12 protein-coding genes are annotated in these 14,125 nt (G+C 61.8%); 6 read left to right on the forward strand and 6 right to left on the reverse strand.

Features of this window, described 5'->3' with window-relative positions:
* Nucleotides 1-14 precede the first annotated feature (14 nt).
* Complete coding sequence (mepA, locus tag BC363_RS13105) at nt 15-1,070, reverse strand: penicillin-insensitive murein endopeptidase (protein ID WP_161952457.1); 1,056 nt, start codon at nt 1,068-1,070, stop codon at nt 15-17.
* Between the two features lie 222 nt (nt 1,071-1,292).
* On the opposite strand from mepA, the gene BC363_RS13110 reads away from it, so the two are divergent.
* The 5 genes from BC363_RS13110 to BC363_RS13130 all read left to right on the forward strand — a co-directional run bounded on the left by BC363_RS13110 (nt 1,293) and on the right by BC363_RS13130 (nt 8,161).
* The gene (locus BC363_RS13110) at nt 1,293-3,146 is read left to right on the forward strand and encodes an extracellular solute-binding protein (RefSeq protein ID WP_065784813.1); all 1,854 of its coding nucleotides are present in this window, start codon (nt 1,293-1,295) and stop codon (nt 3,144-3,146) included.
* A gap of 183 nt (nt 3,147-3,329) precedes the next feature.
* A complete protein-coding gene (locus tag BC363_RS13115) occupies nt 3,330-4,412 on the forward strand; it encodes a microcin C ABC transporter permease YejB (RefSeq protein ID WP_065784812.1) in 1,083 nt (360 codons plus the stop codon).
* Nucleotides 4,412-5,554 (forward strand): ABC transporter permease, encoded by a 1,143-nt coding sequence (locus BC363_RS13120; protein ID WP_065784811.1) that lies wholly within the window; start codon nt 4,412-4,414, stop codon nt 5,552-5,554. Before BC363_RS13115 ends, BC363_RS13120 begins: the two co-directional genes overlap by 1 nt.
* A gap of 8 nt (nt 5,555-5,562) precedes the next feature.
* A complete protein-coding gene (locus BC363_RS13125) occupies nt 5,563-7,191 on the forward strand; it encodes an ABC transporter ATP-binding protein (RefSeq protein WP_065784903.1) in 1,629 nt (542 codons plus the stop codon).
* A gap of 10 nt (nt 7,192-7,201) precedes the next feature.
* Nucleotides 7,202-8,161, forward strand: a complete 960-nt coding sequence (locus tag BC363_RS13130; protein WP_065784810.1) for a glyoxylate/hydroxypyruvate reductase A — start codon at nt 7,202-7,204, stop codon at nt 8,159-8,161.
* A gap of 4 nt (nt 8,162-8,165) precedes the next feature.
* Here BC363_RS13130 and BC363_RS13135 read toward each other — a convergent pair whose 3' ends face one another.
* The 3 genes from BC363_RS13135 to BC363_RS13145 all read right to left on the reverse strand — a co-directional run bounded on the left by BC363_RS13135 (nt 8,166) and on the right by BC363_RS13145 (nt 10,979).
* A complete protein-coding gene (locus BC363_RS13135; protein WP_065784809.1) occupies nt 8,166-9,020 on the reverse strand; it encodes an NlpC/P60 family protein in 855 nt (284 codons plus the stop codon).
* 6 nt (nt 9,021-9,026) lie between these two features.
* Complete coding sequence (locus BC363_RS13140) at nt 9,027-9,377, reverse strand: MarR family winged helix-turn-helix transcriptional regulator (protein WP_065784902.1); 351 nt, start codon at nt 9,375-9,377, stop codon at nt 9,027-9,029.
* A 210-nt stretch (nt 9,378-9,587) separates the two neighbouring features.
* Entirely contained in the window at nt 9,588-10,979 is a 1,392-nt protein-coding gene (locus BC363_RS13145; RefSeq protein ID WP_065784808.1) for a M17 family metallopeptidase, read from the reverse strand.
* Nucleotides 10,980-11,113: 134 nt separating this feature from the next.
* On the opposite strand from BC363_RS13145, the gene BC363_RS13150 reads away from it, so the two are divergent.
* Nucleotides 11,114-11,935: a tetratricopeptide repeat protein gene (locus BC363_RS13150; RefSeq protein ID WP_065784901.1), complete on the forward strand. Its 822-nt coding sequence runs from the start codon at nt 11,114-11,116 to the stop codon at nt 11,933-11,935.
* Between the two features lie 183 nt (nt 11,936-12,118).
* On the opposite strand, the gene BC363_RS13155 is transcribed toward BC363_RS13150, so the two are convergent.
* Together BC363_RS13155 and BC363_RS13160 are read right to left on the reverse strand one after the other, a co-directional pair.
* Complete coding sequence (locus BC363_RS13155) at nt 12,119-13,105, reverse strand: type II secretion system F family protein (RefSeq protein ID WP_065784807.1); 987 nt, start codon at nt 13,103-13,105, stop codon at nt 12,119-12,121.
* Between the two features lie 9 nt (nt 13,106-13,114).
* Nucleotides 13,115-14,125 carry a type II secretion system F family protein gene (locus BC363_RS13160; RefSeq protein WP_065784806.1) on the reverse strand — a complete coding sequence of 337 codons (1,011 nt, stop codon included), beginning with the start codon at nt 14,123-14,125 and terminating at the stop codon, nt 13,115-13,117.

The raw sequence follows: 14,125 nt of genomic DNA on the forward strand, positions 1-14,125 counted from the left end.
GCAAGCCGTGACAGTTACTGCAGGGTCGGGCGCGCCGAGGGAACGGGAATGTCGGCGGGCGGCAGATCGGTCGCCGCATCGCCGATCACCTGTTCGATGCCCTGCTCGGCCGGCGCCGGTGAGGCGGCGCGATAGGCCATGCCGTAGGTCGCCTCCTGTTCGGAGGCGGGCGCCGGTCCGTTGAGCACCAGCGTGCAGGCCTTCGGCAGATCGGCCATCGTCGTCAACCGGGGCTTCACCGGCTTTTCGCCAGGCTTCTTCTTCGGCTTTGCCCAGGGCTCATCGGTAAACCACCAGGCCAGCGATTTGTCGCAGCCGTCGCCGGCGGGAACCGCAGCTTGATCCTTGCAGGTCGTCGACCCGGCCGGGCACTTGATGCGAATGTGGAAATGGTAGTCGTGACCATAGATCGGCCGGACCTTGCCAAGCGCCGAACGGTCGCCGTTCCAGGTGTCGCAGAGCTTCTTCTTGATCGCCGGATTGACGAAGACCCGCTCGACCTCAGGGTAGCTGGCGGCGAGCATGATCAGCCGGGCATGCGCCGGCGTCCAGATCGACGGATCGACGGTCAGAAACTTGTTCTTCTGCAGCATCGACGTCGCGGAGATGTCTTCGCGCTCCCGGCCCGTCAGGGTCCTTTGCGGCATCGGGGTCAGCCAGATATCGGCATCGAGACCGATCTGGTGCGAGGCGTGGCCGGAGAGCATCGGCCCGCCGCGCGGCTGCGAGATATCGCCGAGGAGCAGGCCGGGCCAGCCGATCTTTTCCGCAGCGTCATGGGAGAACTGTTCGATCAGCGCGATCATCTGGGGATGGCCCCAGCGCCGGTTGCGCGACAATCGCATTGCCTGCCAGGTGGGGCCATCCGTCGGGATGGCCACGCCGCCGGCAAGGCAGCCCTTCGCATAAAAACCGTAGGACGAAGGCGCCATCTGCGCCGGCAGCGCCTTGGCGCCGAAGAGCGCCTTTGCCGGCGTGTCGTCGGCCCTGGCAACATCGGCGATCAAGAAGCTCGTTCCGAGCAAAAGCGCCAGAAGCGCCGAGCCACAGCGTCGTATTGCAGCAACCATGTCCAATTCCGTTCCGTTCATTCCCCGACGGCGAACCGCACCGGCAATGGGTGCGAGATGCCCGATATCCCCCGATCCTAAGGCGCTGCCTTTGCCTCAGCCTTGCGGATCACCGGGATGTGACGCAAAAATTTCGCCTGATTTGCGGCAGTGCCTGTCATTTGGCCCGATTTCGCCTATTCTCTCGCAAAAGAACATTGAAATATAAGGGGTACTGATTGGATGCTGGATGTTGGCAGGACTGCAAGAGCACGGCTGGCGGCCTCACTTCTGGCGGCGACGCTTTTTCTCCCACCTGCAGTCTACGCCCAGGAACAGCTGGTCTTCCGCAACGGCCTCTCGCTCGTCGGCGAGCCCAAATACCCACCCGGCTTTAAGCGCTACGACTATGTCAACCCGGATGCGCCGAAAGGCGGAGAACTGAAACTCTCGCAGACCGGAACCTTCAACACCTTCAACCCGATCCTCGACAAGGGCGACGCAGCCGCCGGGCTGCCGCTTGTCTTCGATACCCTGATGAAATCGGCCGACGACGAGATTTCAACCGCCTACGGCCTGCTTGCCGAAGGCGTGTCATACCCAGACGATATTTCGTCCGCCACTTTCCGCCTGAGGCAGGAAGCAAAATGGGCGGACGGAAAACCGGTAACGCCGGAAGACGTCATCTTCAGCTTCGACAAGGTCAAGGAGCTCAATCCGCTCTATGCCAACTATTACAAGCACGCAACTTCGGCGGAAAAAACTGGCGAGCGCGACGTCACCTTCCACTTCGACCAGAAAAACAATCGGGAACTGCCGCACATCCTCGGCCAGTTCCTCGTTCTGCCGAAACATTGGTGGGAGGGGCAAGGTCCGGACGGAAAGTCTCGCGATATCACGCGAACGACGCTGGAACCGGTGATGGGGTCGGGTGCCTATCGCATCGCCTCGTTCTCGGCCGGAGCAACGCTGCGATACGAGCTGCGTGACGACTATTGGGGCAAGACGCTGAACGTCAATGTCGGGCAGAACAATTTTGGCGCGATCAGCTACACGCTCTTCGGCGACCGCGATGTCGAGTTCGAATCCTTCCGGTCGGGCAACACCGACTACTGGACCGAGAACCAGGCGAGCCGCTGGGCGACAGGCTATGATTTTCCGGCGGTGAAGGACGGTCGCATCAAGCGCGAGAGCCTGCCCAACCCCTACCGGGCGACCGGCATCATGCAGGCAATGGTTCCGAACACGCGGCGCGCGCCGTTCAACGACGAGCGCGTGCGCGAGGCCCTGAACTACGCCTTCGACTTCGAGGAAATGAACCGGACGGTCTTCTACAACCAGTATACCCGCATCGACAGCTATTTCTGGAACACCGAGCTGGCTTCCTCGGGCCTGCCCCAGGGCGATGAGCTGGCGATCCTGGAGGGGATCAAGGACAAGGTCCCGGCTGAAGTCTTCACGACACCCTATGCCAACCCGGTCGGCGGCTCACCGCAGACGTCACGCGACAACCTGCGCAAGGCGATCGCTCTGATGAAGGAGGCCGGCTACGAGCTGAAAGGCAACCGGATGGTCGAAGCCAAATCCGGAAAGCCCTTCTCCTTCGAAATCCTGTTGAGCAGCGCCACCCTCGAGCGCGTGGCCCTGCCCTACGCGCAAAACCTCAAGAAGATCGGCATCGAGGCGCGCATCCGAACGGTCGATGCCTCGCAATATACCAACCGCACGCGCGCCTTCGACTATGACATGACCTGGATCGTCTGGGGGCAGACACTCAGCCCCGGCAATGAGCAGCTGGATTTATGGGGTTCCAAGGCGGCCAAGGAGCAGGGCTCGCGAAACTATGCCGGCATTGCCGATCCTGGCATCGACGCCCTGATCGAAAAGGTGATCTTCGCGAAGGATCGGCAAACACTGGTGGCCTCGACCAAGGCGCTCGACCGCGTGCTGCTGGCGCACCACTACGTCGTGCCGCTCTACTACAAGAACAATGCGACGATTGCCTACTGGGACAAGTTCGAGCGACCGGCAGAGCTACCGAAATACGCGATCGGCTTTCCCGACATCTGGTGGTCGAAGGCAGCCACGGCCAAATGAAGCCCTTGCACTCCGATGCTGTCTCGATTCCAAATGCAGAAAACCGAATCACTGAAAACGAATAGAGGCCCGGCTTGGGCCTGAAAGCCGCAAGGAGACGTGAGGATTGAGACAGCATAGGGCGCACGCCGACGCTTCGCGGGTCCGGGCCACCGGCAACACGTCGATCGAGAGGCTGGCCTGATGGGTGCCTATATCCTGCGACGACTGCTGCTGATGATCCCGACGATCATCGGAATCATGGCGATTTCCTTCACCGTCATTCAGTTCGCGCCGGGCGGACCGGTCGAACAGGTGATTTCGGACCTGACGAACGCCGGCGGCTCCGACCGCCTGAGCGGCAGCGGCGGCGACCTCATGCAGGCCGGTGGCGAACAAGGCAGCCAGTACCGCGGTGCCCAGGGGCTCGATCCGGAATTCATCGCCAAGCTCGAAAAGCAGTTCGGTTTCGACAAGCCGCCGCTCGAGCGCTTCGGCACGATGATGTGGAACTATATCCGCTTCGACTTCGGCGAAAGCTTCTTCCGCAACACCTCGGTCATCGACCTCATCAAGGAGAAGATGCCGGTCTCGATCTCGCTCGGCCTCTGGATCCTGCTGTTTTCCTACGCCATCTCGATCCCGCTCGGCATCAAGAAGGCGGTATCGGACGGCTCGGCCTTCGACGTGTGGACATCAGGCATCATCATCATCGGCTATGCCGTTCCGAGTTTCCTCTTCGGCATCCTGCTGATCGTCGTCTTTGCCGGCGGATCGTTCCTCGACTGGTTTCCGCTGCGCGGCATCGTCTCGGACAATTTCTGGCAATTGCCCTGGTGGCAGAAGATCCTCGACTATTTCTGGCACATGACGCTGCCGCTGATCACGCTTTTGCTTTCGGCCTTTGCGACGACGACGCTGCTCACCAAGAATTCGTTCATCGACGAGATCAAGAAGCAATATGTGACGACGGCGCGTGCCAAGGGCCTGACGGACCGCCAGGTGCTCTACGGCCACGTCTTCCGCAATGCGATGTTGATCATCATTGCCGGTTTCCCGAGCGCCTTCATCTCGGCCTTCTTCACCGGTTCGCTGTTGATCGAATACATCTTCTCGCTCGATGGCCTTGGGCGGCTCGGTTATGATTCCGTCGTCAAGCGCGACTATCCGATCGTCTTTGCGACGCTGTTCATCTTCTCGCTGATGGGACTGCTCGTCAGCCTGCTTTCCGACCTGATCTACACCTGGGTCGATCCACGCATCGATTTCGAGCGGAGGGACGTGTGATGAGCACCGTCACCACCGCACCCACCCCGGTTACCGCCCCGCCGCGCGGCTGGCTGTCGCCGGTCAACAAGCGGCGCTGGCAGAATTTTAGGGCGAACCGGCGCGGTTACTGGTCGCTCTGGCTTTTCCTCCTGCTGTTCGCGCTGAGCCTCTTTGCCGAATTCATCGCCAATGACAGGCCGATCGTCGCCTCTTACAAAGGCGAGATCCTGTTCCCGGTCGTGGTGAACTATCCCGAAGAGAAGTTCGGCGGCTTCCTTGCCGAGACCGACTACCGCTCCGATTTCATCCGCGACGAGATCGAGGCAAACGGCTGGATGATCTGGCCGCCGATCCGTTACTCCTACCAGACGGTCAACTCGAACATTCCGCATTCGGCACCGACAAAGCCCTTCTGGCTGATGAGCAAGGATGAGCGCTGCTCGGCCTATCCGGAAGGCACCGCCGACCGCAACTGCATCGCCGGCAACCTCAACTGGCTCGGCACCGACGACCAGGCGCGGGACGTAACGGCGCGCATGATCTACGGTTTCCGCATCTCGGTGCTCTTCGGGCTGGTGCTCACCATCGCCTCGGCGATCATCGGCGTGACGGCCGGCGCGGTGCAGGGCTATTTCGGCGGCTGGACCGACCTTTTGATGCAGCGCTTCATCGAGATCTGGTCGTCGATGCCGGTGCTCTACATTCTGCTCATCATCGCCGCGATCCTGCCACCCGGCTTCTTCATCCTGCTCGGCATCATGCTCTTGTTTTCCTGGGTCGGCTTCGTCGGCGTCGTGCGCGCCGAGTTTCTGCGGGCACGCAACTTCGAATATGTGAACGCCGCGCGTGCCCTTGGCGTCGGCAACGGCACGATCATGTACCGTCACCTGCTGCCGAACGCGATGGTGGCGACCCTCACATTCCTGCCGTTCATCCTGTCCGGCTCTATCACCACCCTGACCTCGCTCGACTTCCTCGGCTTCGGCATGCCGCCCGGGTCGCCTTCCCTTGGTGAAATGATCGCGCAGGGCAAATCCAACCTGCAGGCGCCCTGGCTCGGGCTGACGGCCTTTTGCGTCATGTCGCTGATGCTGTCGCTGCTGATCTTCGTCGGCGAGGCGACCCGCGATGCCTTCGACCCGAGAAAGACATTCCGGTGAGCGCGACGATGACCGATCCCATTCTTTCCGTCCGCGATCTGTCGGTCGCCTTCCATCAGGGCGGCAACACCTCGCTTGCGGTCGACGGCATTTCCTTCGACATCAAGCGAGGCGAAACGGTTGCGCTTGTCGGCGAGTCCGGCTCCGGCAAGTCCGTGTCCGCCAACTCCATCCTGAAGCTGCTGCCCTACCCCTCGGCTAGCCACCCGGGCGGCGAGATCCGCTTCAACGGCAAGGACCTCCTGAAGGCCAGCGATGCGGAGCTGCGGCATGTGCGCGGCAACGACATCACGATGATCTTCCAGGAGCCAATGACGTCGCTCAACCCGCTGCACCCGATCGAGCGGCAGATCGGCGAGATCCTCGAGCTGCACCAAGGGCTCGAAGGTACTGCTGCGCGCGCGAGAATACTCGAGCTCTTGAACCAGGTCGGCATCCGCGAGCCGGAGAAGCGGCTCGGCGCCTATCCGCACGAGCTTTCCGGCGGCCAGCGCCAGCGCGTGATGATCGCCATGGCGCTCGCCAACCGACCGGAGCTGTTGATTGCCGATGAGCCGACGACGGCGCTCGACGTCACCGTGCAAGCCCAGATCCTCGAACTCTTGAAAACGCTGAAAGATCAGCACGGCATGTCGATGCTGTTCATCACCCATGACCTCGGCATCGTGCGCAAGATCGCCGATCGCGTCTGTGTGATGACCAAGGGCAAGATCGTCGAGACCGGGCCAACCGCCGAGATCTTTGCCAATCCACAGCATGCCTATACCCGCCATCTGCTCGCGTCCGAACCAAGGGGCAACCCGCCGCCCTCAGACGCCTCCAAGCCGATCGTCATGGAAGCGGCTGATGTGAAGGTGTGGTTTCCGATCAAGGCCGGCTTCCTGCGCAGGGTCGTCGACCATGTGAAGGCGGTCGACGGTATCGATCTCAAGCTGCGCGCCGGCCAGACGCTCGGCGTCGTCGGCGAATCAGGCTCCGGCAAGACGACGCTGGGCCTGGCGCTGACGCGGCTGATCTCCTCCAAGGGCAGGATCGCCTTCGTCGGCAAGGACATCGCCGCCTACAGCTTCCGTGAGATGCGGCCGCTGCGAAACCGGATGCAGGTGGTGTTCCAGGATCCTTACGGTTCGCTGAGCCCGCGCATGTCGGTTGCCGACATCATCGCCGAAGGGCTGAAGATCCACGAGCGCGCGCTGTCGGACGACGAGCGCGATCAACGCGTTGCCGCAGCGCTTGAGGAGGTGGGGCTCGACCCCGCCACCCGTTGGCGCTACCCGCACGAGTTCTCCGGCGGCCAGCGCCAGCGCATCGCGATAGCGCGCGCAATGGTGCTGAAGCCGAAATTCGTGATGCTCGACGAGCCGACCTCGGCGCTCGACATGAGCGTCCAGGCGCAGGTGGTCGACCTCTTGCGCGACCTGCAGCAAAAGCACGACCTTGCCTATCTCTTCATCAGCCACGATCTCAAGGTCGTGCGGGCGCTGGCCAACGAGATGATCGTAATGCGCATGGGCAAGGTCGTCGAGCAGGGTCCGGCGGAGCGCATCTTCAATGCGCCGCTGGAAGACTATACCAAGGCCCTGATGGCGGCCGCGTTCAATCTCGAAGCCGTCAACCTGTCCGCCATCCGCCAGTAGAGTTCTCGCAATGCCCTCGAAAAGCCCCGTCATCGTCGATCTGAAGTTCATTCCGGAAGAAGTGGAAGCGGCACTGAAAGGCGCCTTCCCGGATCGCGAGGTGATCAACCGCGCCGATACCATCCATCACAATCGCGATCTCTCAGGGATCGATTATGCGGTGGTGTGGAAATCGGCACCGGACCTCTTCGAGAGGGCACCGGATCTCAAGGTGGTTTTCTCCGGCGGCGCCGGCGTCGACCACGTTCTGACATTGCCGGGTCTGCCCGACGTGCCGCTTGTTCGTTTCGTCGATCGCAGCCTGACGACACGCATGAGCGAATGGGTGGTGATGCAATGCCTCATGCATCTGCGCCAGCACCGAGCCTACGAAGTGCTTGCGGCAAAGCGGGAGTGGCGGGATCTTTCCCAGCCCGAAGCGGCGGACTTTACCGTCGGCATCATGGGCATGGGTGTGCTGGGTCAGGATGCAGCACGCAAGCTTTCGGTCTTGGGCTTCAACGTCGTCGGCTGGTCGCGCAGCAAGAAGGCGGTCGACGGCATCGAGACCTATGCCGGCGACGAACTGGACACCTTCCTGGCACGCACGGATTTCCTGGTCGGCCTTTTGCCGCTGACGCCGGATACCAAAGGCATCTTCAATGCCGGGCTTTTTGCCAAATTGAGCCGCAACGGCCCGTTTGCCGCGCCCATCTTCATCAACGGCGGCCGCGGCGGCAGCCAGGTCGAGGCCGATATCCTCAGCGCACTCGATTCCGGCTTGCTTGGCGCAGCTTCGCTCGATGTTTTCGAGCAGGAGCCGCTTTTACCGGAAAGCCGCTTCTGGCAAATGCCGAATGTCTATGTGACGCCGCATGTCGCCGCGTCGTCGGACGTCAAGGCCCTGTTCAGCCACGTCGAGCAGCAGATCGCCCGCCTCGAAGGCGGCCTGCCGCTGCAGCACGTGGTGGACAAATTAGCCGGCTACTGATCCATCAAGGTCTGCGATAGCCCGTCGGCTGGTCGTAGAGCCAACCAATGCGCTTTATGGAAGCTTCCAGGCCCTCGCGCGCCACGGTCATCGTGTGGCCATTAGCGTGGATCAACGCCTCGTCGTCTTCCATCAAGGCGACGTGCCCCTTCCAGAAAACGAGATCGCCGCGTTTAAGCTCTTCACGTGCGATCGGCATTCCCAAACCAGAAGCCTGCATGTCGGAATCGCGCGGCGCGAGCTTGCCGACCATCATCATCGACAGCTGCACAAGGCCGGAACAATCAATGCCGAAACCGGAACGTCCACCCCAGAGATAGGGGGTTTCGACAAACCGGGCGGCCACCGAGACATAATCGCCCGGTACGACGCTGCCGACCTCGATGCAATGATTGGCGATCACCGCCTGGCCGCCGTCGAGCAGGAAATAACGGGTGCCGCGGGTCTCGCGCTCGTCGACGACCGCCAGACGGCTGCCCATCGACAACGGATAGACCGTCGGAAAACGCAGATCATGACCGGAATAGACGAAGGTGCGCGGTACTGACACGATATGCGTCGGGCTCTTGACCACCGGCGCAAGGCAATATTCCGGGAGGTAGCCGACATAACCGTCGAGATCGGCCTTCACCCAGCACCAGCTCTCATTGGTATCGAGCACGCGAACGGTTTCGCCGAGCAGCAGTTCGGTATCGGTACCGCAGGCGAGGTCGGGCTTTGCCCTGAGCGGCGCCACCGGCACCGAGACGCGTGCAACGCTTCCCTCGACATAGCGTTCGGCCTCCACGACGCCGCGAAGGCGGCTCTCAGCGAGGTCGGCCCTATAGGCATTCAGGCGGCGATCGGGAAGTGTCGACATGTCAACTCACTTAGGCTGTTTACGGCCCTGATCAATGATCAGATCGCCGAATTTTTCAAGATAAAGCGCACCGTCGACCGTTCTTTTGATGACGACGTTGCGTCGATCCCGATCATCGCGGGCGCGGTCGACGAGGCCGAGGGCTCCCATGGTATCGAGCGCGCGCGTGATCACCGGCTTGGTGACGCCGAGCGTGGCGGCAAGGCCACGAACGGTGTGGGGTGGCGGCACGAGATAGATCTGCAAGAGGATCGCCATCTGGCGCAGCGTCAGGTCGCGACCGTCGACCCGCACCTGTTCCAGCGATACCGTGTGCCAGAGCCCAAGGGCCTGAGAGGGCGTAAGCTCGACCGGCAATGACAACTCCTGCGCAACCGCATGAATTCTCGGATCGTTCTCCGGTTCGAGGATTCAAGCAAACAGCCAAAGGGCTACAGCGACCAATGCGCCTCCAAGGGAAGCCCGGCGCTGTGGATCGTTTGCCACCATAGCTGCGCACCGTTACGCAAGCGTTTCTTTTTTTGGCGACCGGCGCTGTAGTCAGCGCCGGCCGTGTTCGTGCGAGCGTTACTTGGCGATCTGCCCAATGTGCTGATAGAGCGCACGAATGGCTTGGGCCTCGCCGCCGACCGGCGAATGCGGCCGCTCGGACTGCGCCCATCCGAAGATATCGAAATGCACCCAGCTCTTGGTGTTGGTGACGAAGCGCTTGAGGAAGAGTGCGGCGGTGATCGAGCCTGCCATGCCGCCCGAAGGCGCGTTCGTCAGATCGGCGATGCGCGCGGAGACATCCTTGTCGTAGCCCATGTGCAGAGGCATGCGCCACATCGGATCGTCGACGCTGAGGCTCGCCTCGAAGAGATCGTGCGCCAGCTCGGCGTCGTCGGTGAAGAACGGCGGCAGGTCGGGGCCGAGCGCGACGCGGGCTGCACCAGTCAGCGTTGCCATGTCCACGAGCAGGTCGTTCTTTTCCTCGTCGGCATAGGCGAGCGCATCGGCGAGGATGAGCCGGCCTTCGGCGTCGGTGTTGTCGATCTGTACCGTCAGGCCCTTGCGGCTGCGATAGATGTCGCCGGGCCGAAAGGCGTTGGCCGAGATCGAGTTCTCGACGACCGGGATGATGACCCGCAGATCGACCTTGAGCTTCGCATCCATGATCATCAGCGCGAGGCCCATGACGTTGGCGGCACCGCCCATGTCCTTTTTCATCAGGAGCATGGAGGAAGCCGGCTTGATGTCGAGGCCGCCGGTGTCGAAGCAGACGCCCTTGCCGACCAGCGTTACCTTCTTGTGGCCCTTCTTGCCCCAGCGCAGTTCGAGAAGGCGGGGGGCTTCGGCACTCGCGCGGCCGACGGTGTGCACAAGCGGGAAGTTCTGTGTCAGCAAGGCTTCGCCCGATATCACCGAGACATCCGCCTTGTAGTGCGTCGCGAGCGCGCGGAATGCCGCCTCGAGCGCCTCTGGGCCCATGTCGTTGGTCGGCGTGTTGATCAGGTCGCGGGCAAGAAACACGCCGGCAAGCTGCCGCTTGATGTCGGCAGCATCGGCATCGGTCGGGATCAGCAAGGTCGGCGGCTCGCCCTTTGCCGATTTGTAGCGCTCGAAGCGGTATGAGCCGAGACCATAACCGAGCGCCAGCCGGTTGGCGGTCAACGGCGCCGTTTCGATATGCCACTTGCCCGCAGGCAGGGCGCGCGCCAGCTTGCCGGTCAGGAACGGCGCTTCGGACGGGTTGCCGCCCAGGCCGAAGAGTGCGCCGCCCAGATGCCCATCGGCGGAAGGGATCAGAAGAACAGCGCCCGATTCAGCCTTGAAACCGGCCTTGCGCGCCCAATCAAGCGCGATCGGATCGATGGCTCCCGTTTCGATATGCGCCGGCGTGACCGCGAAGATCGGCAGCGTCTTGCCTGCGCTGGTGTTGAACGGCGACGGCCGTTCGATGAATTGATAGGGGGCCATGGAAGTCCTCGGCTGACAGTGATGGATTCGCGCAATTAACGCTCTGTTAGGGTTAACAGATTATTGCTGGAGTGAAAGTTGCGCCGATGTTGTTTGGAGTTCTGGTGCGCGAATGCATGCTGGGGACACCGCCGATGGCCAAACGCACGATCTCATCCCTAAAAGCCAGCCGTCTGCTGCAAGGCGCCGCAATCGCGATAGTCGCCCTGTCCATGGCCGGCTGCGCCAATCAGCCGAAGAAGGAGCTGACGACGGGTTCTATTTCCCGCACGTCGAAGCCCGTTCAATCGATGACTGCATCGGAACTCTCGCAGGCGGCCGAAGGTATCGGCCAGGCCTATGAGAAAAACCCACGGGATCGCGAGGCCGGGCTGAACTACGCCAACCTCCTGCGCATGACCGGGCGCAACGAACAGGCGCTGGCCGTCATGCAGCAGGTCGCGATCAACCATCCGCAGGACCGCGAGGTCCTCGGCGCCTACGGCAAGGCGCAAGCCGCCGCGGGCCAGCTGGAACAGGCATTGAACACGATCAGCCGCGCCCAGACGCCGGACCGGCCGGACTGGAAACTGAAATCAGCCGAAGGCGCTATCCTCGACCAGCTCGGCCGCGCGCAGGAAGCGCGCCTGCGATACCGAGAAGCGCTTGAGCTTAGGCCCAACGAGCCCTCCGTACTCTCCAACCTCGGCATGTCCTACCTTCTGACCAAGGACCTGCACACCGCGGAAACCTACTTGAAATCGGCGACAGGCCAGCCCGGCGCCGACAGCAGCGTGCGGCAGAACCTCGCGCTTGCGGTCGGGCTGCAGGGGCGCTTTCAAGAGGCCGAAGCGATTGCCCGCCAGGAGCTTTCCGGCGAACAGGCGGAAGCCAACGTGAAGTATCTGCGCTCGATGCTGTCCCAGCAAGGCGCGTGGAAGCAGCTGGCAAAGGCTGACGAGGCCAACACCAACTGAGACGACTTGGCGGAACCGCATGGCACGCAGGCCTTCGACGGAACGATCTTGCCTCGCTGGCGTCCTGATCTCAAATCGACTCTGATTGCAGGGTTCTATAGCACCGCACGCCAACAGAACGCGCAAGGAACTTTGCGCGTCCAATAAGGCCCGCGGCGCCGTCTTTCGGATCAGATTGGCGGATCAGAAGCGGTCAGCGACCTGGATGCCGGCCGGACCGAGGATGACGGCAATGAGAACCGGCAGGAAAAACAAGATCATCGGCACGGTGAGCTTGGGCGGCAGGGCGGCCGCCTTCTTCTCCGCGGCATTCATGCGCTGGTCCCGGCTTTCCTGCGCCAGCACGCGCAATGCCTGCGCAATCGGCGTTCCGTAACGGTCGGCCTGAATCAGTGCCTGAACCACCGACTTCACATCATCGATGCCTGTGCGATGGCCAAGGTTTTCCAGCGCGGTACGCCGGTCGGGCAGAAACGAGAGTTCGGCCGTCGTCAGCACCAGTTCTTCGGCCAGAGCAGGCGACTGGGCGGCGATTTCATCGGCGACGCGCCGCATGCCGAGCTCCATCGACACGCCGGATTCGACGCAAATCAGCAGAAGATCGAGCGCATCCGGCCAGGCCCGACGAATGGAATGCTGTCGCTTGGCGATGGCATTGGCGACAAAGACGTTCGGTGCGTAGAAGCCGACATATGCAAAGCCGACGGCAAATGTGAACCGCATCATGAAGGGCTTCTCGGCGAAATTGCCGAGCACGAAGATATAGACGACCGCGACGACGAGAAACAGGAAGGGAAGGCAGAACCGCGCAAAGAGGAACGTGTTGAGCGCGTTCTGTGAACGATAGCCCGCCATCTTGAGGCGGCTGACCGTGTTGTCATCGACGAGGGCCTTGCGCAGGTTCAGCCGCTCGACGATCTGGCGAACGGACGTGTTGTTCTGAGCGCGCAGGCTGGCTTTGCCGCTCGACACCTCGGCCGCAAGACGCGCGCGCTCCCGCGCACGGATCTGCTCGCGCTCGGTCGCCACGGATTTCATCCGCTTGCCGAGGTCTCCACGCTCGAAGAACGGTACGACAAGCGAATAGAAGGTCGCCAGCACGGCAAACGAGACGAGAACGGCGAAGATGATATTCGGATCCGTCAGCGTCTTGATCAATCCTTCGCCCATACTCGTCCCTCAGATATCGAAATTGATCATGTTGCGCATCACCAGGATGCCGATGCTCATCCACACCAGGCCGGCCCCGATTATCAGGTGGCCACGCTGGTCGGTGAACAGGATCATCATGTAGTCGGGTGAGGTAACGTAAACGAGGAACGACACGATGAAGGGCAAGGCGCCAATGATGCACGCCGAAGCCTTCGCCTCCATCGAAAGGGCGCTGACCTTTGCCTTCATCTTTTTCCGTTCACGCAGGACTTTCGACAGGTTGCCGAGCGCTTCGGACAGATTGCCCCCCGCCTGCGCCTGAATGCCGATAACAATTGCGAAAAAGTTCACCTCTGCCAACGGAATGCTGTTGATCATGCGGGCGCATGCCTCGGTGACGCTGAGGCCGACCTGCTGGGAATCGACGACGCGGCGAAATTCCGTTTTCACAGGCTCCTGGCCATCACCGGCAATGAGGCGCAGAGCGTCGTTCAGGGGCAGGCCCGATTTGATCGAGCGAACCATGACGTCGAGCGCATTCGGAAACTCCTCAAGGAATTTCTTGCAGCGGCGCTTGATCAGGAACCCGATGAACCAACGTGGCAGACCAGCGGCGGCAATCACGCCGACACCGGCGGAAATAGCCAGACCGAGGCCAGCCAGGAGCGCGACGATGAAGGCGATGAAGCCGAAAGCCGCACTGAAAAGGTAAAACTGCGTCAAGGAAATGGAGAGGTTCGCCTGTGCCAGGCGGGCCTTCATCGAAAGCGTCGTCCTGGCCGACTTCTCCTGCTGTTTTTTCTCGAGTTCCTTCAACGAGTCCTGAACGGACTTGCGTCGCTTCGACATCTCGCTGACACGATCGCGAGCCGCCTTGACCTTGACGCGATCTGTTTCGGCTGCGCCGACCTTGCGAATTCGACCTTCCGCCTTCTTCTCAGCTTCGATCCGGGAGTAGAGAACAGCATAGGCAAGCCCTGCCGCTGAGACTGCGACGAGGAATGCCAGCGCCAGGACGGGAATGCTGATGCCGAACAT

The organism is Ensifer sp. LC384 (genome assembly GCF_001695865.1).
In the GTDB taxonomy this organism is placed as follows: domain Bacteria; phylum Pseudomonadota; class Alphaproteobacteria; order Rhizobiales; family Rhizobiaceae; genus Ensifer.

Excerpts from the sequence above, each read along its gene's own strand:
- BC363_RS13115 (WP_065784812.1), top strand. The coding sequence starts at position 3,330 with ATGGGTGCCTATATCCTGCGACGACTGCTGCTGATGATCCCGACGATC.
- BC363_RS13135 (WP_065784809.1), bottom strand. The coding sequence starts at position 9,020 with ATGTCGACACTTCCCGATCGCCGCCTGAATGCCTATAGGGCCGACCTC.
- BC363_RS13120 (WP_065784811.1), top strand. The coding sequence starts at position 4,412 with ATGAGCACCGTCACCACCGCACCCACCCCGGTTACCGCCCCGCCGCGC.
- BC363_RS13110 (WP_065784813.1), top strand. The coding sequence starts at position 1,293 with ATGCTGGATGTTGGCAGGACTGCAAGAGCACGGCTGGCGGCCTCACTT.
- BC363_RS13130 (WP_065784810.1), top strand. The coding sequence starts at position 7,202 with ATGCCCTCGAAAAGCCCCGTCATCGTCGATCTGAAGTTCATTCCGGAA.
- BC363_RS13125 (WP_065784903.1), top strand. The coding sequence starts at position 5,563 with ATGACCGATCCCATTCTTTCCGTCCGCGATCTGTCGGTCGCCTTCCAT.
- mepA (WP_161952457.1), bottom strand. The coding sequence starts at position 1,070 with ATGGTTGCTGCAATACGACGCTGTGGCTCGGCGCTTCTGGCGCTTTTG.
- BC363_RS13160 (WP_065784806.1), bottom strand. The coding sequence starts at position 14,125 with ATGTTCGGCATCAGCATTCCCGTCCTGGCGCTGGCATTCCTCGTCGCA.
- BC363_RS13150 (WP_065784901.1), top strand. The coding sequence starts at position 11,114 with ATGGCCAAACGCACGATCTCATCCCTAAAAGCCAGCCGTCTGCTGCAA.
- BC363_RS13155 (WP_065784807.1), bottom strand. The coding sequence starts at position 13,105 with ATGGGCGAAGGATTGATCAAGACGCTGACGGATCCGAATATCATCTTC.
- BC363_RS13145 (WP_065784808.1), bottom strand. The coding sequence starts at position 10,979 with ATGGCCCCCTATCAATTCATCGAACGGCCGTCGCCGTTCAACACCAGC.